Origin of the sequence: Clostridium brassicae (assembly GCF_026738875.1) — a bacterium.
In the GTDB taxonomy this organism is placed as follows: domain Bacteria; phylum Bacillota; class Clostridia; order Clostridiales; family Clostridiaceae; genus Clostridium_H; species Clostridium_H brassicae.
On record NZ_JAPQFJ010000010.1, the window covers coordinates 60,322 to 82,845 of the forward strand.

At 28.1% G+C, this 22,524-nt stretch carries 15 protein-coding genes, 2 tRNA genes and 1 other annotated feature; of the genes, 11 read left to right on the forward strand and 6 right to left on the reverse strand.

The window, feature by feature from the left end; genetic code table 11:
* Window positions 1–52: 52 nt before the first annotated feature.
* A complete protein-coding gene (locus OW729_RS10710) occupies window positions 53–3,502 on the reverse strand; it encodes a 5'-nucleotidase C-terminal domain-containing protein (protein ID WP_268061500.1) in 3,450 nt (1,149 codons plus the stop codon).
* A gap of 310 nt (window positions 3,503–3,812) precedes the next feature.
* Here OW729_RS10710 and OW729_RS10715 point away from each other — a divergent pair.
* Both OW729_RS10715 and OW729_RS10720 read left to right on the forward strand, forming a co-directional pair.
* A tRNA-Ile gene (locus OW729_RS10715) sits at window positions 3,813–3,889 on the forward strand.
* A 9-nt stretch (window positions 3,890–3,898) separates the two neighbouring features.
* A tRNA-Gly gene (locus tag OW729_RS10720) sits at window positions 3,899–3,972 on the forward strand.
* 80 nt (window positions 3,973–4,052) lie between these two features.
* On the opposite strand, the gene brnQ is transcribed toward OW729_RS10720, so the two are convergent.
* Together brnQ and OW729_RS10730 are read right to left on the reverse strand one after the other, a co-directional pair.
* The gene (gene brnQ, locus OW729_RS10725; protein WP_268061501.1) at window positions 4,053–5,351 is read right to left on the reverse strand and encodes a branched-chain amino acid transport system II carrier protein; all 1,299 of its coding nucleotides are present in this window, start codon (window positions 5,349–5,351) and stop codon (window positions 4,053–4,055) included.
* A 143-nt stretch (window positions 5,352–5,494) separates the two neighbouring features.
* Window positions 5,495–5,762, reverse strand: a binding site (T-box leader).
* Between the two features lie 113 nt (window positions 5,763–5,875).
* Complete coding sequence (locus OW729_RS10730) at window positions 5,876–6,061, reverse strand: hypothetical protein (protein WP_268061502.1); 186 nt, start codon at window positions 6,059–6,061, stop codon at window positions 5,876–5,878.
* Window positions 6,062–6,315: 254 nt separating this feature from the next.
* Here OW729_RS10730 and OW729_RS10735 point away from each other — a divergent pair, with 254 nt between their 5' ends.
* Both OW729_RS10735 and clpA read left to right on the forward strand, forming a co-directional pair.
* Window positions 6,316–6,615: an ATP-dependent Clp protease adaptor ClpS gene (locus tag OW729_RS10735; protein WP_268061503.1), complete on the forward strand. Its 300-nt coding sequence runs from the start codon at window positions 6,316–6,318 to the stop codon at window positions 6,613–6,615.
* Between the two features lie 2 nt (window positions 6,616–6,617).
* On the forward strand, window positions 6,618–8,885 hold the full coding sequence (gene clpA / locus OW729_RS10740; RefSeq protein ID WP_268061504.1) for an ATP-dependent Clp protease ATP-binding subunit ClpA: 2,268 nt from the start codon (window positions 6,618–6,620) through the stop codon (window positions 8,883–8,885).
* Window positions 8,886–9,063: 178 nt separating this feature from the next.
* On the opposite strand, the gene OW729_RS10745 is transcribed toward clpA, so the two are convergent.
* On the reverse strand, window positions 9,064–9,834 hold the full coding sequence (locus OW729_RS10745) for a TSUP family transporter (protein WP_268061505.1): 771 nt from the start codon (window positions 9,832–9,834) through the stop codon (window positions 9,064–9,066).
* 450 nt (window positions 9,835–10,284) lie between these two features.
* Between OW729_RS10745 and OW729_RS10750 the strand changes: the two genes are divergently transcribed.
* The 5 genes from OW729_RS10750 (at window position 10,285) to OW729_RS10770 (ending at window position 17,242) form a co-directional block, all read left to right on the forward strand.
* Entirely contained in the window at window positions 10,285–10,734 is a 450-nt protein-coding gene (locus OW729_RS10750; RefSeq protein WP_268061506.1) for a CBS domain-containing protein, read from the forward strand.
* Between the two features lie 189 nt (window positions 10,735–10,923).
* Complete coding sequence (locus tag OW729_RS10755; protein ID WP_268061507.1) at window positions 10,924–12,978, forward strand: sigma-54 interaction domain-containing protein; 2,055 nt, start codon at window positions 10,924–10,926, stop codon at window positions 12,976–12,978.
* 69 nt (window positions 12,979–13,047) lie between these two features.
* A complete protein-coding gene (locus OW729_RS10760; protein WP_268061508.1) occupies window positions 13,048–14,043 on the forward strand; it encodes a D-cysteine desulfhydrase family protein in 996 nt (331 codons plus the stop codon).
* A 434-nt stretch (window positions 14,044–14,477) separates the two neighbouring features.
* Window positions 14,478–15,653, forward strand: coding sequence for a MalY/PatB family protein (locus OW729_RS10765; protein ID WP_268061509.1), 1,176 nt, complete (start codon window positions 14,478–14,480; stop codon window positions 15,651–15,653).
* A 158-nt stretch (window positions 15,654–15,811) separates the two neighbouring features.
* The gene (locus tag OW729_RS10770; RefSeq protein ID WP_268061510.1) at window positions 15,812–17,242 is read left to right on the forward strand and encodes a Na+/H+ antiporter NhaC family protein; all 1,431 of its coding nucleotides are present in this window, start codon (window positions 15,812–15,814) and stop codon (window positions 17,240–17,242) included.
* Window positions 17,243–17,412: 170 nt separating this feature from the next.
* Here OW729_RS10770 and OW729_RS10775 read toward each other — a convergent pair whose 3' ends face one another.
* Complete coding sequence (locus OW729_RS10775) at window positions 17,413–18,360, reverse strand: L-lactate dehydrogenase (RefSeq protein WP_268061511.1); 948 nt, start codon at window positions 18,358–18,360, stop codon at window positions 17,413–17,415.
* Window positions 18,361–18,845: 485 nt separating this feature from the next.
* Between OW729_RS10775 and OW729_RS10780 the strand changes: the two genes are divergently transcribed.
* A complete protein-coding gene (locus OW729_RS10780; protein WP_268061512.1) occupies window positions 18,846–19,925 on the forward strand; it encodes a hypothetical protein in 1,080 nt (359 codons plus the stop codon).
* Window positions 19,926–20,030: 105 nt separating this feature from the next.
* Window positions 20,031–20,579: a hypothetical protein gene (locus OW729_RS10785; protein ID WP_268061513.1), complete on the forward strand. Its 549-nt coding sequence runs from the start codon at window positions 20,031–20,033 to the stop codon at window positions 20,577–20,579.
* Window positions 20,580–20,924: 345 nt separating this feature from the next.
* Here the strand turns inward: OW729_RS10785 and OW729_RS10790 are convergent, their stop codons facing one another.
* Window positions 20,925–22,355 (reverse strand): cation:proton antiporter, encoded by a 1,431-nt coding sequence (locus OW729_RS10790; RefSeq protein WP_268061514.1) that lies wholly within the window; start codon window positions 22,353–22,355, stop codon window positions 20,925–20,927.
* Between the last annotated feature and the right edge of the window lie 169 nt (window positions 22,356–22,524).

A 22,524-nucleotide genomic window follows, 5' to 3' on the forward strand; every position in this document is an offset into this window, starting at 1 on the left:
GTAAGAGCAGGTACAGCATTGTATCTGCTCTTACATTTTATTATAATTATTATTAAATTGAAGGTATTATTAATTGTTGACCAACATAGATTAAATTAACATTTTTAATTTTATTTACTTTAGCAATGTCAGTATATTTAATACCAAATTTCTTTCCTATTTTATATAAGGTATCTCCACGTGTAACAGTGTAAATTTTATTTTTAGGAGGTTGTGGTTTAGGGTCTGGTTTAGGTTGTGGTGAAACTTTATTTGCAATTTGAACCCTATTTTCTACATTAACTGTAGTTACTCCATGTTTTTGAATATAATTCATGACTATTTCATCTAAACCAGGCATTTCAGCTAAAGTTTTACCTTTTGCAAGCATAGAATAGTCATCACCGCCTACTGCCATAAAATCGTTTGTTGCTAATTTATAAATTTTATTTAAATCTAAATTTTTACCATTAACTTTAACATCAAATACTCGTTTACCTACTGGTTGTTTAGGATCAAATTTGAATGTTATGCCAGCTACTTGAGGGAAACCACCATTTTCTTTTGGATAAAGGCGTACGCCATGTTCTAAAGCTGCAAGTATATCAGAACCCTTTACTTCTTTTGATACAACATAATTTCCAAAAGGTAATACAGTAATTACATGACCTTTTGTAATTTCACCTTTATCTATAGAAGCCCTAATTCCTCCTCCATTTGTAATTACTAGATCTGCTTTAGTTGCATCTAGTATTGCATTAGTTATAAGGTTAGCTAGATTTGTTTCTTTTGTTCTAACATTTCCTCTTTCACCATCTAATTTAACATTTGTTTTACCTATAACTACAGAGGTTATTTTTTTGTTTTCATTTTCAATTTTTTCTATTATAGCTTTTATATCTTTGTCTTCTTTTAGCTGCATTCCTTGTTCTTTATTAAATAAGGAAGCTTTTACAGAGTCTACTTTTCCATTTTTAAACAGTAGATTTACTTCACCTAGATTTTTGTCATAATCTCCTGTTTGAACTATTAAAGTTTTATTCACTAATTTTCCTTCAGGTAATGTAGTATGAGTGTGCCCATCCACTATAATATCTATACCTTTAACTTTTTCTGCAACCTTTATGCTTGAATAATCTCCTTGAACACCTAGGTGAGATAAAGCAATAATAACATCACATTTACCTTTTAATTCAGAAACCATTTTTTCTGATGTTTTAACAGGATCTTCAAAAGTTAATCCTTCAACATTTTTAGGATTAGTCATGTATGTAGTATCAGGTGTTGAAAGACCGAATATTCCGAATTTAACGCCATCTATTTCCTTGATTATATAAGGTTTAAGAAGAGAAGTTCCATCTTTCTTGAAAATATTTGCAGAAATAATAGGGAATTTAGCCATTTTAGAAAGTTCTACAAGCCTATTTTGACCATAGTTAAAGTCATGGTTGCCAGGTGCCATTGCATCGTATCCAATACTATTAAGTATTTTAATTATGCTTTCTCCTTTATTTAAGGTAGATATAGTTTGACCATGTAAAGTATCACCAGCATCTAATACTAAAACATTTTTATTAGTATTTCTTAAATTTTTTATTTTAGTTGCTATTCTTGCAAAACCCATACCATCATATTTTCCTTCATTAACTCTTGAATGAGTATCATTTGTATGAACTATAGTAACTAAATTATATCCTTCTATAGCTTTTTTCGTTATTGATTTAACATTTGAAGTTCTTCCATCTTCAGATTTTGGAACTTCTATTTTACCTGAATCTATTAAAGCAGCCGCAATAGATCTGTCTTTTTCATTCCAATTTGTACCTATTATTTTCCAGTTTTTATCTAAATCAGCAGTTATGACTCCTTTTTTTATGTTTTTGATATAATCCTTTATTAGTTCCCTTATAGGAGTGCCATTATGAACGTCTTTTTCTAAAAGTTTTGGAAGAGTACCATCTTTAAATACTCCACCTTCAGTTTTTGATAATTGGGAATTATATCTATAGTTATTAACTGCTAATTTAAGTAAGTCGCTATCTTTTATTGGAGTACCGTCCATCTTTCTTAAATTAGCTATTCTGTTTCCTGGAGTCTTACTAATATCTATGTCGTATTTAACTCCTGAGAACATGTCATAATTATATCCTCTTATATTTTCATTGAAAGATATAGTTAAATCGCCAGGTTTGTATGTATTATAGAATGTAGCCGACCATTCCATATATTCTTTTAATTGTTTTCCTGTAACTTGTAGTAAATATAAAGTGTTGTCATATTTATATATTAGTGATGCATCAGAACTTTTTATAGGACCTTTTTTCATATTAGCATCAGATCTAAAAGCAGCAGCAGCGCCAACATCTGCACCACTATAATGCATTTGAACTTTGTTGATTAAATCAATCATTGCAGTATCTTCTACTTGGGCTGTAGGAATACCTTTTATTTTTTCAGGACCAACTAAATCTGCATCTTTCAATTCGCCAATGATAGTATTTGCATCTTTAATAGCCATATCATGACATGGTTTTAAAACTTTTACAAGTTCATTATCTGCTTCATAATTTATTTTTTTAGTTTTAGGATCTTTAATGTATAGTACTTGTGAAGTAATGTCTTTTGATTTATTTTCTATAGTATATTTTCCATATTTTTTAACTAATTTTATATCTATTTTGGCTAAAGTATTTGCACCACTTTGATTTTCTACAAACAATACGTTGTTGAGTAATTTACCATCTACAGCTTTATGTTCATGAGCACCTATAATAGCTGTAAGTTCAGGACAAGCTTTTGCTAAGTTTTCAGCAGAATCAGAATGCTGATATTCTCTACCATGACTAGTATGATTAACAGCAATCATTAAATCTACTTTGTCTTTTATTTTAGATATAATTTTTTTTGTCTCATCAATAGGACTTGTTACTTTATAATCTTTTAAATTAGGACCATCCCATTTAGTTATATTAGGATTAGTCATACCAATAATACCAATTTTAACTCCTGATTTCTCTATTATTTTATAAGGTTGTCCAAGAAGAGAACCATCTTTTTTATAAACATTTCCACAAAGAATAGTTGCCTTGGCTTGGCTCATTATTTTCTCAAGGGTAGGGATTCCATAATTAAATTCATGATTTCCAAGAGTTATTGTGTCATAACCCATATAGTTCATAGCAGTTATCATAGGATTTTTTTCGTCTAAGAATAGGTTTTGAGAATTACCTTGAATTATGTCTCCAGCGTCTAATAAGAGTGTATTTGAATTGGAGCTTTTTAAAGATTTGACTAAAGTTGATATTTGAACTAAACTTCCAGTTTTATCTTCGCTATTAGTTGCATAGTCATAAGGCATAAATTTTCCATGAGTATCACTAGTAGCAAGTATTTGGAGTGTTAAAGTGTTAGTGTTATTTTCAGTAGCAAAGGCATTATTAGAAAATATTATACCTAAAACCATTAATAATGTAAGTACAAAGGATGTCATTTTTTTAAATTTATTGGACTTTAACATTGTCATTCATCCCCCTTAAATGTTATTAAATGTTAATTTTAGGTTAACATATATATATATGAATGTAAATACAAAATATGTTAAAATCCATATAATTGTGAAAACGTTTTTTTGTGATAAAGTAATTTGTTATAGATAACAAATTCAACTAAAGAAACGTATCCAGGCGTATTCATGGGTGATTTAAAACGATATTTTAAGGAAAATTAAATATATTATATATAATTTATCTTAAATAGGAATATATTATATGAATTTATGAAAATTTATGATATAATAAAATTCGTCATTTAAGCAAAGTACGAAAAATTAAATTGGGTCTATAGCTCAGCTGGTTAGAGCGCACGCCTGATAAGCGTGAGGTCGATGGTTCGAGTCCATTTAGACCCACCAATATAATATGCGGGTATGGTTCAATGGTAGAACGTCAGCCTTCCAAGCTGAACACAGGGGTTCGATTCCCCTTACCCGCTCCACAGAAAAAGCATCTTATTATAAGATGCTTTTTCTGTTGGTTTGAGTGATTCTGATTATAAGAATACTTTACATGGAAATATTATATATGAGGTTCATTAGATAAATTAGAGTGTTTCAATAAAAAGGTTGAAATAAATCCTCCGATAATAGCGGGTGTAATCCATGCAAATCCATATTTTGATAAAGGCAATACATTAATTATGGTACTAAAAAAAGAAGTGTTTATTTTAGCAGCAGAAGCACCATCATATAAACTTATAATAAATGCTCCTATAACAGCTCCTGTATAAGCATTTTTAGGGATATATTTATTAAAAATATTCATCAATATAAGAACTATAGCTATAGGATATACCATAACAAGTAGAGGAACGGAGAGTAAAACAATTTTTTCAAGACCTATATTTGCAAATATGGTACTTATAATAACGGTTATTATTACAATAATTTTATAACTTACTCTATTATTGCTTAAATCACTAAAATAATTCCCAACAGTTGCCGTTAGACCTATAGAAGTAGTTAAACAAGCTAGTGAAACGACAATACCTAGTGCTATTTTCCCAAAGTCTCCTAATAATGAATTGGTTATTGTAATTAATAAATCAGCTTTTTCTTTATTAGGAGGAAAAATTGAATTAGTGGAAGCACCAAGGTATATTAATCCCCCATATACAAGACCAAGACCCAAGGAGGCAATTATACCTGCTTTTATTGTCATATTAATATGATCTTTTTCTGATTCATATCCTTTAGAAATTATAGAATTTAAAACTACTCCGCCAAACAATAAAGAAGCAAGGGCGTCCATAGTTTGATATCCTTCTGTAAATCCTTTAGAAAAAGGATTTACATCCATCTTAGTTACTGCAGAGCCTAGTGGTGATATGATTCCTTTAATAATTATGAGAAAGATCATAATTAATAGAAGAGGAGTAAGTATTTTTGCTATTTTATCCACAATTTCAGAGGGTTTTATAACAAAATATAGAGTTATACCAAAAAATATTATAGAAGATATTAATGGATTAATTTCTGGGAAAATAGGTTTTATCCCCATCTCATAAGTTGTAGCACCAGTTCTAGGAATTGCAAGTAGAGGACCTATAGATAATATTATAATAATGGCAAATATTTTACCGAAAATAGGATTTATTTTATTGCTAATATGACTTATAGTTCCACCAGCTTTAGATACCGCAATAATACCCAAAAGTGGCATTCCTGCTGCTGTTAAGAAGAAACCTATACCACATACAATCCAATTTTTACCTGATAATAAACCTAAGGATGGTGGGAAAATTAAGTTTCCGGCACCAAAAAACATAGCAAATAACGCAGTTCCAAGTATTAAAGTGTCTTTTGTTTTTTTATTCATTTTGTTAGCCTCCCTTTTAAAATATATTTTTATATTAGACTATGTTTTGAGAAATTGTTAAATATATAATTTTATAGATGGTATTTTTCAAAACAGAGCCTTAAAATAAAAAAATCTTTCGTCCCTAAGAATATAGTTATATTCTTAGGGACGAAAGATTAGTCTTCGTGGTACCACCCTAGTTTGCAGTTGTTATAGAAACTGCCTCATATTCAGGTCGGATATAAGCTTAAATTAAGCGTCAATCGAACCATATCCCTGTATCGGGGGCATCCGTCCGCATTTACTTGAAAAATCTTTCAAATTGGCAGCTCGGGAGCTACTATTACATATTCCTTAACGCTAATTTCCACCAAACATTAGCTCTCTGTAGTTAATGTAGAATATTTTTCTCTCCGTCATAGCTTTAATTTTGTAATCTCATTTATAAATTATTATGATTATAAAATTATTTTAATCTATTGTCAATATAAATTTAAAAAATTATATTGATAGTAAAATATATTTTATGTTCCATGAATATTCTATGAGTGTTCTTTAATTTTAGATATATCATCTTCTTTTATATAAGTGCTTTTGCTAACCAATTTTCTGAAATATCTTATTTGTTTATATTTAATTCCGTCTAACTCTAAGTCTTTAATGTCTATTCTATCAGCTTTAAAGGTGATAGGTTCTTTTGAAGTCTTTAAGTATATATCTACTTGCATATATGGCCTCCTTGTACTGTTGAATATAAGCATATTATATCACTAAATTTTTAATATATTAATTATTATTTAGTTTATAAAATAGAATTTAAAGTAGGATAAATTTAAAATAATATAATACTTATAAGAGATTATACGATATAATATTATTAGATTTATTTCAAAATATTTAATGTATTATAATAATAAATTAAATATTTCATTAAAACATAGTTTTATTATTAAATATATTTATAAGTTGGAGTTGTTAATGAATGAAAGAAAAAGTTGTTTTTGAAGAGAATACTAAGGTTAAAATAAATAAACCTAAAATGTACAAAGTTATATTACATAATGATGATTATACAACTATGGATTTTGTAGTAGAGGTTTTGATTAAGGTGTTTAACAAAAATCCTATAGAGGCATCTAAAATAATGTATGATGTACATAAAAGCGGAATTGGAGTTGCAGGTGTTTATCCATATGATATTGCGGCAACTAAAATTTGCAGAGTTATGAATCTGTCAGAAAAAGAGGGGTTTCCCTTAAAATTGAGTATGGAAGAGGAGTAGAGATGAAATTAGATAATTTATTGGATGAAATGTTCAGTGCTGCATATAATCAGGCTAAAATTTTAAAACATGAATATTTTACACCAGAACATATTTTATATGCTTCATTGTTTTTTGATGAAGGAAAAGACTTTGTTAAAAGTTGTGGAGGAAATCTTGAAGAAATTAAATCGGATTTAGAAAATTATTTTGATAAGTATATATCAAAAGTAGAGGAGAATGATCCTATTCAAACATTAGGGGTTGAAAGTGTATTTTCTTCTGCTGCAGAACATGTTATTGCCGCAGGAAAGGATGTAATTAAGTTTGGTAATATTATAGTTGCCATTTATGATGAAGAACAGTATTTTGCAAGTTATTTTTTGAGAAATCAAGGTATATCTAGATTAGATATATTAAATTATATAACTCATGGCATATCAGTAACAGATGATTTAGAAATTGAAATGTCTATAGGATATGAAGATGATAATGATGATGAAGATGATTCTTTTGAGTTTTATGAAAAAAGCAAGGAAAATAAAATAGTATTAAGTAATTATGTTACTGAGTTAACAGAAAAAGCAAGAAAAGGCAAGTTGGATCCTTTAATTGGAAGAAAAGAAATATTGAAAAAAACTGTTCAGATTTTGTCTAGAAGATCAAAGAATAATCCTGTTCATGTTGGAGATCCAGGAGTAGGTAAAACTGCAATTATAGAGGGATTAGCTCAATTGATTACAATGGAGAAAGTTCCTTATAGTCTGAAAGGAAGTAAAATATATTCTTTAGATATGGGAGCTCTTTTAGCGGGAACTAAATACAGGGGTGATTTTGAGGAGAGAATTAAAAATGTATTAAATAAAATAAAGAAAGAAGATAAGGCTATTGTTTATATTGATGAAATTCATACAATAGTCGGAGCTGGAGCAGTTTCTGGAGGAGCCATGGATGCTTCTAATATTTTAAAACCTTTTTTAACTGATGGTAAATTTAAGTGTATAGGTTCTACTACTTATGAAGAGTACAAGAAATTTTTTGAAAAAGATAAGGCATTATCTAGAAGATTTCAGAAAATTGAAGTGCCGGAGCCATCTAAGGAAGATACATATAAAATTCTTCTAGGATTGAAAAATACTTATGAAGAATTTCACAATGCTATTTATACAGATGAATCACTAAAAGCTGCAGTAGAATTATCTACAAAATATATAAATGATAGATATTTGCCAGATAAGGCCATTGATTTAATAGATGAAGCTGGAGCCTATTTGAGATTAGAAATAGGAAATAAAGATGAAAAAATAATAGTAGAAGATAAACATATTGAAAAAATAGTAGCTTCTATAGCTAAAATTCCGGAGAAAAATGTTTCTACAAGAGATATTCAAAAATTAAAGAATTTGGATAAAAATTTAAAAGATAAGATATTTGGACAGGATAATGCTATTGATGCTATTGTTAAAGCTATTAAGAGGTCTAGAGTTGGCTTTAATGAAGAAGAAAAGCCAATTGCAAGTTTGTTGTTTGTTGGACCTACGGGAGTTGGAAAAACTGAATTATGCAAGCAGTTAGCAGAATACATGGGCATTCCTTTAGTTAGATTTGATATGAGTGAATATCAAGAAAAACATACTGTAGCAAGATTAATAGGTTCTCCACCAGGTTATGTGGGATATGAGGATGGGGGACTTTTAGTAGATACAATAAGAAAAACGCCCTATTGTGTTTTACTTTTAGATGAAATTGAGAAGGTTCATCCAGATGTATTAAATCTTTTGTTACAGGTTATGGATTATGCTACTATAACAGATAATAATGGAAGAAAAGCTGATTTTAAAAATGTTATATTGATTATGACCTCTAATGCTGGTGCTGGGGATATGGGGAAGAAAATGCTTGGTTTTGGTTCAAGAACAGTAGAAGAAGAATGCGTAACAAAAGAAGTAAAAAGAGTTTTTTCCCCTGAATTTAGAAATAGACTTGACGAAATCATAGTATTTAACAGTATAAATGAAGATATAGCATTTAGCATAGCTGAGAAAGCAATAAACCAATTTAAAGAAAAACTTTTATTGAAAAATATTGAAGTTGAAGTTAAAAAGGAATGCTTAAAATGGATTGCTGAAAAAGGATTTTCAAAAGCATATGGTGCAAGAGAAATAATTCGTGTAGTTCAAAAGGATATTAAAGCTATTTTTGTGGATGAGGTTCTATTTGGAAAGCTTTCAAATGGGGGTAAAGCAATTGTTTATATGGAAGATGATAGAGTGAAACTAGAGATAAAATAAAGGTATAAATAAATTCATTTTGATAAAATAATCTTGTTTTTGAGTAAATTATTTAGTTTTTAATATAAGACTATGCTTTAATAAATTGTTGAATTCATATAATTTTAAGAGCAATTGTAAAGTTTCATTATAATGAACTCAACAATTTAAAACATAGCCTTAGGAATATTAATATAAATTATAGAAAATTTTGTATGAGTATTTTGCAAGCAAGAGAAAGAGACATGGTTATGAAAATTGGTTTGATAAGTTTAGAACCTTTATTTATAGCTAGAGAAGTTCCAAATTTAGCACCTAAAACCATAAAAATAGCCATAGGTATACCTATTAGATAATCTATTTGTCCATGGATTGCAAAAAGTATAAGAGATGTAATGTTACTAATGAAATTTAGTAACTTTCCATTTCCAGCAGCCTGTACAAAATCAAAACCAAATATTTTTATAAGTCCAAATATTAATAAAGATCCAGTGCCTGGACCAAAAAAACCATCATAAAATCCTAGACAAAAGGCGAGGATAATTCCTAAAAATATATTTAGCTTTGTTGTGCCTTTAAATGTACTCTCTTTTCCGATGGATTTTGAAAATATGCTATATATTCCTACGGATAAAATTAAAATTAATACTAAAGTCTCAAGAAACTTTTCATCAACTTTTAATACCGTGTTTACCCCAGCTATGGCACCTAATAAAGAAAAGGGAAGTAAATATTTTAGAAAATTAAAGTCTATTTTTTTGGACTTTATAAATTCTAGAACGCTTGTTAAAGAACCACAGGAGGCACAAAATTTATTTGTACCTAGAGCAATATGTGGGGATACACCTGCTGCTATAAAGGCAGGTAAACTAATAAGTCCACCACCACCAGCGATGGAATCAACAAAAGCTGCTAAAAATGCAGCTACACATAAGAAAAGTATTTTTGTAATTAACGATAGAGTTAACAAAAGAAACACCACCTAAGCATCAATAATTATGTTAAGTAATATTATACCTTACAATACAAAACAAAACAAATTTAATCAGATGACTACCTGCTCTAATACCTCCATCTTCTTCAAAGTGGGAATAAAGAATGGCTAAGTCCCTGGATAACGATTTCTAAGCTTTGGAGGAAGTAAACTCCATCTAAAGGCAAGAACTTTGTTTATACCTTGAATTTTTAACTTTGTATTAATATATATTGAATAAAGGATTAATATTTTTCTATTGCTTTGACTATAATTGATATAGGCTTTATAATTAAATTAGGTTACATTTTTTAGTTGTTAGTTTAGTATAGAATAATACATTTTAAGTAGATGTTACATTAAGAAGGTTTAAAAGCTTAATTATCAATAATATTTAGTTATTAAGCTAATATATAAAAAATTGTATAGAGAGGTAATAGAGGGCATATGAATATAGCATTTTTTATTACACCAAAAAAAGAGGTTGTATATGAAAAGCCTAGTTCTACTATGAGGCAAGCTTTAGAAAGAATGGAACGCTATAGATACACAGCAATACCACTTGTAGATGAAAAAGGGAGATATGTTGGGACTGTAACAGAAGGTGATTTATTATGGAAGTTAAAAAATACTGCTGATTTAAATTTTAAGAATACTGAGAAAATTTTGCTAAAGGATGTACCTACCCATATGAAGAATAAACCAGTGCACATAGATGCTGAGATAGAAGATTTAATATCAATTTCTGTTAGTCAAAATTTTATACCTGTAATAGATGATAACGATATATTTATAGGGATAATAAAGAGAAGTGACATAATAAACTATTGTTACAAATTAATGTATGATAGGATAATACCTAAAGAAATACAGAACAACGTATATAACTACTCTTAGCCATTCAGGATGAATGGCTTTTTTAGGTTTGATTATGTTTTAATTAGGCTAAAATAATGTTATTGTATAGGAAGAGTGTTTGCATAATTTTAAAACGTAAATAGTATTTAGAGTTGAACAATTATTTAATATAGTTTTTATTAAGTAGGTATGAAGAAATAGCTTCAAAAATTAGTGGGAGGAATACATATGAAAAAGAAGATAGCGGTTATAACTCTTTCTTCTGCTGTAGCAAGTTTTTATTGTAAACAATTACAAGAATTGTTTGGTGAATATATAATCACTGAAAGATATTCATTAGATGATAATAGTGTTGAGGGAATTATTGATGCTGATATAGTGTTAATAGCAACAGATGATATTTATAGAACAGTAAAAAATTATATAAAAAAAGATTGTGAAATAATTATAACTAGTATAACTATATTTAAAGATGGATTTAATAAGGTTAATGAAATACCTAAAGGTAAGAAGGTTATGCTTGTAAATTTAAGCTTAGAAATGGCTGTAGAAACTATTTCGTTAATCTATCAGTTAGGAGCAAATCATATAGAATTTGTACCTGTTTATCCAATGATGAAAGAAATACCCAATATAGATATTGCAGTAACACCAGGAGAAATGAGATATGTACCTGAAAATGTAAGTCGAATTATAGATATAGGGCATAGGGTTTTAGACATAAATACTATAATTGACATAGCTGCAAAATTGGATTTAGACAGCTTGATTAAAAAAGAGAAAATACAAAATTATTTTAATAGTATTGTTACTAATAGATCAGGTGTACAAAAATTAATGGGAATAACTAGTAGACTTGAAAGTGAATTTAGTATATTATTACAAGGTTTAGAAGAGGGTATTATAGGTGTAGATTTAAAAGGAAGTGTATATTTTTATAATGAAAGTGCTGAAAAAGTAATAGGCTTAAAAAAGGAGAATATTTTAGGAAGATATGTTAAGGAACTAATACCTGAATTGCCATTTGAACAAGTACTTCATAGAGCAAAATCTATTAAGCAAAAATTAGTAGAAATAAATGGTTGTGCAATTTCTGTAAATATTGATCCTATAACTAATAATAAAATTCTTTATGGTGCTGCTGCAATTATTAAAAGATTTAGTGATGCAGAGAAAGAGCAGCATAAACTTAGATCACAGCTTATAGGAAAAGGACATATAGCTAAATATACTTTTGAAGATATTATTGGGGAGAGTAAGGAAATTAATAAGGTAAAAGATATTGCAAAGAGAATGGCTAAATCAGAATCATCTATATTAATTAGAGGAGAAACAGGAACTGGAAAAGAGTTATTTGCTCAAGCAATACATAATGCTTCTAATAGAAAAAAATATCAATTTGTTGCTGTGAATTGTGCAGCATTACCTGAAAGTTTGCTTGAAAGTGAACTTTTTGGATATGAGGAAGGAGCATTTACTGGAGCGAGAAAAGGGGGAAAATTAGGTCTTTTTGAATTAGCTCATATGGGTACTTTGTTTCTTGATGAAATAGGGGAAATGGAACTAGGACTACAGGCTAGATTATTGAGAGTTATTCAAGAAAGAGAAGTAATGAGAATTGGTGGAGATAGGGTGATTAATGTAGATGTTAGAATAATTGCAGCAACAAATAGAGATCTAAAAAATTTGGTAAAAGAAGGAAAGTTTAGACAAGATCTATATTTTAGGTTGAACGTATTACCCTTAAATCTTATTCCGTTAAGGGAAAGGAAAGAAGATATTTTATTATTAGTGGATAAAATAAAAAAAGAACTTAAAAAGGAATTTGTATTGTCTGAAAGTGTGTCAGAGGCATTTTTAAATCATATTTGGGAAGGAAATGTAAGAGAACTTAGAAACTATGTTGAGTATCTTGCACATTTAGAAAAAAAGTATATTGATTTAGAAGATATACCTTTTAACCCTTCAAAAATATCTAATTTATATGACTTAAGAGATGAAGAAATAATTACTATAAAGACATTTAAGCAATATGTTAGAAATAAAGTAGATAGGTATATATTTGTTTTAAAAGAACTGGAGAAAGGATATAAAAACAGAGAATCTGTGGGAAGGAGAAGTATTGCAAAGAGTGCTGAAATACAGGGTGTGTTTTTGTCAGAACAGGAGATTAGAAGAATATTAGTTGACTTGGAGAACTATAATATGGTGGAAATCTCAAAGGGAAGAGGAGGATCAAAGATAACTCAGTTTGGGATTAAAGCAATAGATAAACTGTATTAGAAGAATTGGCATAGTATTTGCTTCGATATATGATAAGAAAAATATCTATTAAAAATAGGAGGGGTTATGATGTTTAAATATCCAAGAAGAGAGAAATTAGCTTTTTTACCAACACCAATACATAAATTAGATAAATTAAGTAAATTACTTGATGGTCCGGAAATTTATTTAAAAAGAGATGATCTTACAGGGAGTGTAGTAGGTGGAAATAAGATTAGAAAGCTAGAATATACTATTGCCCATGCAATAGATAATGGATATGATACTTTAATTACATGTGGAGGAATTCAATCAAATCACTGCAGAGCTACTGCTTTTGTAGCTTCTAAGCTAGGACTTGAGTGTCATCTTGTTTTAAATAAAAAAGAGGAGCCTAAAATGGAGGCTAATTTATTCTTAGATAAATTAGCAGGAGCACATACACATTATATACTTAGCGAAGAGTATGAAAGTGATCTTGAGAATTTATTAAAAAACCTTAAAGAAAAACTAGATCAAGAAGGTAGAAAAGCATATATAATTCCTACTGGAGCATCATTTGGTATAGGTAACTTTGGGTATATAAAGGCAGCAGAAGAGATAAGCGAGCAGTGTATAGAAGAAAAGTTGGATTTTGATTATATCGTAACTGCTGTGGGATCAGGGGGAACATATACAGGGCTATCTATAGGGCAAAAATTATTTTTACCTAAAACAAAAATAGTAGGAATAAATGTCTCTGATAATAAAGAATATTTTGTGGAAAAGATAAAGAAAATTTCAAAGGAAAGCTCAATCTATATGGATAGAGAGATACCAATTATAGAAGAAAATATTCATATTATAGATGGTTATGTAGGACTTGGATATGCTCAAAGTAAACCAGACGAGCTAAAATTTATTACGGATGTTGCAAGATTAGAAGGCGTGGTATTTGATCCGGTTTATACAGGAAAAGCTATGTTTGGTCTTGTGGACCAGATAAATAAGGGGACTTTCAAAAAAGGAGAGAAAATTTTATTCGTTCACACAGGTGGAATATTTGGAATATTCCCTAAGAGTGATATGTTTAACTTTGAAGAATAAAATCCAGCTTAATATTAAAAAACATCCTTATGTTATTTATTATCTATAACATAAGGATGTTTTTTTACTAATATAAAGATAATTTTTAATTAAAATTTAGTTTATTTAAAATATATATATTATTTTGGTGTAAAGTTTGTACTAGGTTATTTGGAAAGGCTATATGGCATTTATTTCTAGTGAATAAGTATTCAGATTTAGGTAAAATATTTTTATATAAATTTATATGAGTATTAGCTAATTTGATTAAGAGAGAAATACAAAAGGAGAAATAGGTTAAATATTCACCCAATTCAACCATTTGATTATTGTATGAACATTATAAAAACAACGCGAAAAACCAGTTTTATTGACGAAAAATGTTGGCACGATATTTGCTTATATAAAATTACGACAAGTTAAACGATTTCAAAAATGATCATGGAGGTTATAGTATGAGATACAATTTTGATAAAACTATTAATAGAATTGGAAGTAATACAGCTAAATGGGATGAGATTGAAGAAAAGTTTGGAACAAAAGATGTGTTACCTATGTGGGTAGCAGATATGGACTTTAGAGTGGCTCAACCTATTATAGATGCACTAAAAGAAAGGGCTGAACATGGTATATTTGGTTATACAAAAATGTCTGATAGTTACAAAGAAGCTGTATGTAATTGGATGAAAAAAAGGCATAATTGGGAAAGTGAAAAAGATTGGCTAATTCATAGCCCGGGTGTTGTGCCAGCACTTAGTATAATTGTTAGAGAATTTACTGAACCCGGAGATAAAATAATTATACAATCTCCTGTGTATTACCCTTTCTTTGATGTAGTAAAGGATAATGGACGTGAGCTAGTATGTAATTCTCTTAAAGAGGTAGATGGAAAATACATTATGGATTATGAGGATTTAGAAAATAAAATTGACAATAAAGTAAAATTGATGATACTTTGTAGCCCACATAATCCTGTTGGAAGAGTGTGGACAAAAGAAGAATTAGTTAAACTTGGAGAAATTTGCATTAAAAATAATATTAAGATAATAAGTGATGAAATCCATTCAGATCTTGTTTATAAAGGTCATAAGCATATACCATTAGCATCAATATCGGAAGAATTTGCTCAAAATACAATTACATGTTTTGCTCCAAGTAAAACATTTAATATAGCTGGATTACAGTCTGCACTATTATCAGTACCAAATAAAGAAGATCATGAGAAGATTAGTAAGGCGATAGCTATACTAGATATTCGTAGAGACAATTGTTTTGGAGCAGTAGCTACAGAAGTAGCTTATACTAGTGGAGAAGAATGGCTTGAACAAGTACTAGAGTATTTGGAAGGCAATTTGGACTTTTTAGTAGAGTATATAGAAGAAAGAATTCCTAAAGTTAAAGTTAATAAGATAGAAGGAACTTATTTAGTTTGGTTAGATTGCCGTGAACTTGGAATGAATAAAGAACAATTATCTGAATTTATGATTAAAGAAGCTAAAGTTGCATTAGATGATGGATATTGGTTTGGAGGAGAAGGAGAAGGTTTTGTTAGAATAAATATTGCATGTCCTAGAAATACTTTAGAAGAAGGACTAAGAAGAATAGAGAATGCAGTTAAAAATTTAAAATAATTAATTATAAATGTAGTGTAAATAAGCTGTATCAAATGAGTTACTTAGGAGAGTACTTTTAGGTATTATATATAATTTATAGTGGAGGAGGTTTTTTATAAGTACTTTCCATTAGTATAAAGTTTTAATATTCTAATGAAAAAATAGGAGGTATGATTATGGAATTTGGATTAGCTAGTATGTTCCCACCAATTTTAGCAATTATTTTAGCAGTTATTACTAGACAAGTTTTTTTATCTCTTTTTGCAGGTATTTTTGTTGGGGAATTACTTCTTAAGGGATGGGCTCTTTTCCCTGCTTTCAATGCTTCTTTAGAAAGAGTTGTTTCTGTATTTGCAGAAGGATGGGTTACTAAAACTATAATGTTCTCATTGTTAGTAGGATCTATAATTGCTCTTATCCAAGTATCAGGTGGAGTTGAGGGATTTGTAGATTATTTAACAGAAAAAAATAAAATAATAAAAAATAAGAAGGCAGCACAATTTTTAGCATTTTTCATAGGTATTGTTGTTTTTATAGAATCTTCAATAACAATTCTTACTTCAGGAACTGTAGCAAGACCACTTACAGATAAATTTAAAGTATCAAGAGAAAAACTTGCATATATATGTGACTCTACATCAGCACCAGTATGTTCTTTAATACCATTGAATGCATGGGGTGCTACACTAATGGGATTGATAGCAGTTCAAATATCTAAAGGGGTAATTACAGGTAATGCTACTTCAATACTAATAAAAAGTATACCTTTCAATTTTTATTCAATAATAGCTGTTTTAGCGGTACCATTTTATATTTTAACAGGCAAAGATTGGGGTCCTATGAAAGCAGCTGAAGAAAGAGTTATGAAAACAGGAAAATTAATGAGAGATGGGGCTATGCCTGTTGTAAATCTAGAAGCTACAGAGATACCAACTAAAGAAGGCGTTAAACCAAATGCTAAAAATATGCTTTTACCTCTAGCAGTGCTTATTTTTATGATGCCTATAGGACTATATATTACTGGAAAAGGCAGTATATTCAATGGTTCAGGATCAAGTTCAGTATTTTGGGCAGTATTAGCATCTTTAGTTTTTTCAGCTATATATTATAGAGCACAAAATATAATGAAATTAAATGAATTCATGGAACATGTTTATACAGGTATAGGTTCAATGATGCCAGTTGTTATAATCTTAATATGTTCTATTGCTATAGGAAATGTTATTGGTGATTTAGGTACAGGAGAATATATGGCAAACTTAGTAAGAGGAAATATAGATGGTTCATATGGACCAGCACTTATATTCGTAATGGGATGTATTATTGCATTTTCTACTGGAACAAGTTGGGGAACGTTTGCTCTTATGATGCCTATAGGAATTCAAATGGCAGTTGCAATGGATGCTAATTTATATGTAACTGTAGGAGCGGTAATTTCAGGAGCTATTATGGGAGACCACTGTTCACCAATATCTGATACAACTATTATTTCTTCAATGGCAGCAGCTACGGATCATATAGATCATGTAAAAACCCAAGTTCCATATGCTTTAGCAAATGCTGCAGTTGCATTAGTTTTATATTTGGTAGTTGGTTTTATACTTTAAGTAAAAATATTGGATTTTATGTAAATGTTTACTTCGTAAGATTTTAGTCAAAGAATAAATTTATTAATACATGAAGTGTGTTTAAATAGCCGGATTCTATTAACAAAATAAGAATGATTTTCTTGTTATGATTAGAAAATCATTCTTAGATGTTATTTAGAGTTTGGCTATTAAAATTTCAATTTATTAGAATATTCTTTTAAAGTTTCAGCAGATTTTCTTAATTCTTTTGTTTCTTCTATGTCTAAAGGTACTTCAAGAACTTTTTTCACACCAGAAGCTCCTACTAGTGAAGGAATTCCAAGATATATGTCATCAATTCCATACTCACCTTGTAAAAGAGAAGATACTGTTAAAATTGAATTCTCATCTCTTAAAATGGCTTCTACAATTCTTCTAACAGCTAAAGCTACTGCAAAATAAGTTGCACCTTTTTTCTCAATAATACGATAGCCTGCTTTTCTTACATCATCTAATATTTCATATTTAGAAAAACCATCACATTTTTTACAGATGTGAGAACAGTATTCATTTACATTCATTCCAGCAACAGAAGTTAAACTCCAAGTTGCAAGTTCAGAGTCTCCGTGCTCGCCCATTATATAAGCATGAATATTTCTTGAATCAATTTTAAAGTGTCTACTTAGTAGGTATTTAAATCTAGAAGTATCGAGAACTGTACCAGATCCAATAACTCTTTCTTTTGGAAAACCTGATAACTTATAAGTTATATAAGTTAAAATATCTACAGGATTTGACACTACAAGAAGTATGGAATTAGGATTGTATTTCACTATCTCAGGTATAATAACTTTAAATATGTTAAAGTTTTTATTGATTAAATCTAATCTTGTTTCACCCTGTTTTTGAGCAGCACCTGCTGTAATTATTACTATATCTGAATCCTTTGTGTCTTTATAATCTCCAGCATGTATATCTACAGGATTTACAAATGAAACCCCATGAGATAAGTCCATAGCTTCTCCAAGAGATTTATCTTTGTTTATATCAACGATAACTAGTTCGGAAGGAAGTCCACTTATCATAAGTGAATATGCACAAGTTGCCCCTACGTAGCCTGCCCCAATTATTGATATTTTAGTTTTTTTAGTTTCCATATAGAATACCTCCGATAAAAGTTGTCTTTTATTAATATTATATATTATATAATAAAAATTATCAATAAAACAATATATTTAAATTATATCTTTTGTTATAAAATGCTTTTGTAGCAACTTTATTTTTAGAATTATATAATAACAATTTTTTATATATAATCTCATTTTATATTTTTTGTAATAAATATTTTTTTATACTTAATTGTACTTATGTATTAGAGTAAGAGTATTAATGGAATTAATGGCTAAAATATAAACAGGGTTCTTAGGAGTTTTATTCCTTAGATAGTGTTATCCAGGGTTATGTCATTCTTCACTCTCATTTTAAAGAAGATAGGAGTATTAGAATAGATAGTGGTGAGATAAACAGAAAGGAGCTGAAAAACATAAAAAAGATAAATAAAAATTTTTTTATCCATAATTATAATAAGTTTCAAGAAGAATATATTGCAAGTAAAGCTAATTATTATGGTATACCTAAAAGTGTGATAGAAAAACAAATATGGATATATGAGCTTCATTCTCATATTCAGAATAGATTAAAAGATAATGTTATGTTAAAAGGAGGAGCTTGTGCTCAATTATACTTAGACTTGAAAGTTCAAAGATGTACTGAAGATTTAGATTTATATACTAATTTAACAAAACAAAGATTAAGAAAAGAAATGAAGATAATAGAAAATCAATTTAATTCAAATAAAGTTCCAATGAGGTTATATGAGTATGTGCCTAAAAGTGATATTCTATCTCAAAGTAGATTACCAATAACAACATTTATAGTTAAATTACCTTTTATATTCGCTAAAAGTAGAAAAATCAGAGAAGAAAGCATAAAGATAGATTTTTTACACATTAGTATGAAAAAGATTCCTAAATATACCATGGAAAAAAGTAAAACTATGGCCATGGATTTAAATTATAATGCTATATCTATAGATATATATACTTTAATTACATCCAAAATAGTTACTTTTGCTGTGAATTCTATAGGTATAGAGAGTTTTAAAAAAGATAAATTATATAAAAATGCTTATGATATGTTTTATTTGATAAAGAAATATAATCATAAGGAACTATTTCCTACAATATCTCAGTACTTAAAGAAAAGTATAAATGAGGAATTCAAAATCAAAAAAATAGATCATATTAGTATAGAAAGAATCTTTGAAGATATATTACAAGAGTTGTGTTATTTATCTATATATGATTTAAAAGAAAATTTCACAGGATATTCTAAAAGATTTTTAGATTTTCAAATAAACTATCTTCAACAGGGTATTAAAGATAAACTTGATTTTGACGGGTGGGGAATAATATGTTCATATCTTTATTTATGGGTTTTAGATTTAAAAAACTATTTTCTATTTAAAGATATATCTAAATGTTTATATATAGATAAAATAGAGGAAGTTTATAACTTATATTATTGTTTAGATGAAATTGGTAAAGAAAATTATATAGATAATATAAAAAAAGAATTAGATGTGAAAAAAGGAAGATATGAGTATGATTATATAGAAAATCCTATTAGATTTATAAATTTATATAATATTTTTCACTGTTGATTTTTAGATTTGGAATTTTTAATAATACAATTTCTTTGATTGGTAATTTAAATAAGCTGAGTAAAATATAAATATACTGTTACCAATAAAATATATGGAGGGTGTATGTCTCGAAAAGAATTATTTTGTGGGATAGAAGAGTTAAGAGATTTAGTTAAAAAGAGAAATTTAGAAGAGCAAAAGCTTTCTAAATATATAAATCCAAATAAAAAGATAATAAAAGCAATAGTATTGATTTGTATATTTATATATCCTGTGATTATGACTTTAAATAATGAATATAAAGGAATTACTTCAGTAATTAACTTTACTATAAATAAGAGTATAAACGAACACAACGTTATTATGGGAGCTAATATGCTATTAATGGTATGGACTTTAATTGCGGTAATACTGTTATCATATCAAGTTTTAAAAAGTGTAATATTTAAAGATAAAATTGATAATATTAGAGAATCTATAAACTTTATTATAGACGAAATAAATGAATTGAATAAATTATATGAAGTGCCAATAACTTATATAAAGGAAGGTGCTTTAGAATATTTTTCAACATGTTTAAAAGAAAAGAGAGCTGATAATATACGACAATGTATAAATTATTATATTGACGAAACTCATGTGGATAATATTATACATGCTACAAAAGGGTAAAAATAAAAGTCTGTATTATATTGAGTTTATTTATATAATACAGACTTTGAAAATTTTAGTGTTTTGTTTCAGGAACTGAGTTAGGGTGATCTATTTTTTCTTTCTTTTTTCTTGGTGTTTTATCATTTTCTGTAGGGGAAGGGCGCTTCATACCTTTTTTTGCCATGATATATACCTCACTTGTATTTAATTATATTCCATAATATTTTTTGCAAAAATATTTATTTAATACAGGTTATTTCTTCTAGAAATATAAAATATTTTAATAAATTAAAAAATATATTATATTAGAAAAAGAAACTAGAGGTGATTTTATAATTATATAAATTTTCTGTAATAAGAGTTTTATCCATTCAATAGTTTTAATATATCTTCTGATTTTTCGGCTAATCCTCCAATAATTAATCTATCACCTTTTAAGATTTTAGTGTCCCCTGTAGGCAATATTTCAATACCATTTCTTATTATTATAAATACTCTAAATCTATGTGGAAAATCAATTTCTTTTAATGATTTATCGAATAAGTCTTCATTCATAGGTACTATTTCTAAGACTGATATCTTATCTATAGATGAATTTTCTAATGAGGTTATATCATTGGATTTAAAGACAGCATCGAAGCAAAGAGGGAATAATATACAAGATATAACTGTTGTAAGTATTACAGCTGAATAATCGGAATTATTTATTATCTTTAAATTATAGGCCATCTGTGCTCCAACTATTAGTAAACTAAGTTGTCCTGAGGTTATAAGAGCTGCGGAAACAGCTTTATTAAACCCATATTTAAAATACATTAGTATAGCAGGAAAAGCCTTTACTATAAATATAACAATTAAAAATATAGGTATTTTTAAAAGTGCTTTAGGGTTTTGAATTATAGAAGATAAATCTAAATTAACTCCCACCATAATGAAAAAAATAGGAATTAAAAAACCATAACCTAATATATCTAACTCATACTTTAATTCTTCTTTCTGTTTATCAAGTATAAAGGTGAAAATTACTCCAGCTAAGAAAGAACCTAAAATAACTTCAGTTCCTATTTTATCTGAAACAGTTACCAAAATAAGCATTAAAGCAAAGGCAGCACGTACTCCCATATGTAAATTTGAAAAGAATGATGATGAAAAATCAAAAATATGAGAAGTTCTATCTATTATTTTAAAGATGATAAAAGCTAATACAAATAATAAAATAAATAAAAAGTTTTTATATGTTAATCCATGAGTAATAGTAGAAGAAATAAGTGTTAATGAGATTAAACATACAAATTCACAAATTAATGTATATATAAGTAAAACTTGACCATATTCTGTGTTCAATACTTTTCTTTCTTTTAAAAAAGGAACAATAAGCCCTGGAGCGGAAGCAGTAAATAAAAAGCTAATAAAAAGTGTATTGTTTATTATTCCTAATTTATGTAAAAACAGTGCTGAAAGGTATGATATTATCAAAGAAATACCAAACATTAAAAAACACATAAGTATTTGAGAAAAGGCTTTCTTTTTTTCTTTTGCAAATTTAACCCTATCAATATCAATTTCTAATCCACTTAAAAACATTAGATATGCAAGACCTAAGTGAGATAAAAAACTTATCCAAACATCTTCATGGACGAGGTTAAAGAAACTTTTTCCTATGATTATTCCAACAAAAATTTCTCCAACTACAAAAGGAATTTTAAATTTTTTTATGCTGTTTACAAAAATAGGTGTAATGAAAGCAAAAATGGTTAGTATTAATAATGAATCAAAATTTATGGTTGTAGCCATAAAAACACATCCAATCTTCTGAAAAAATTTTAATGAAATTAATATATAGTATATTTTAACAAATAAAATTCAAATTACAATTAAAATTTTATAAAATAATAGATTATCTGAAACAATAATAGTTTTTACTATAATAAAATCAATATTCTTTAAAATATAGCTAAATACG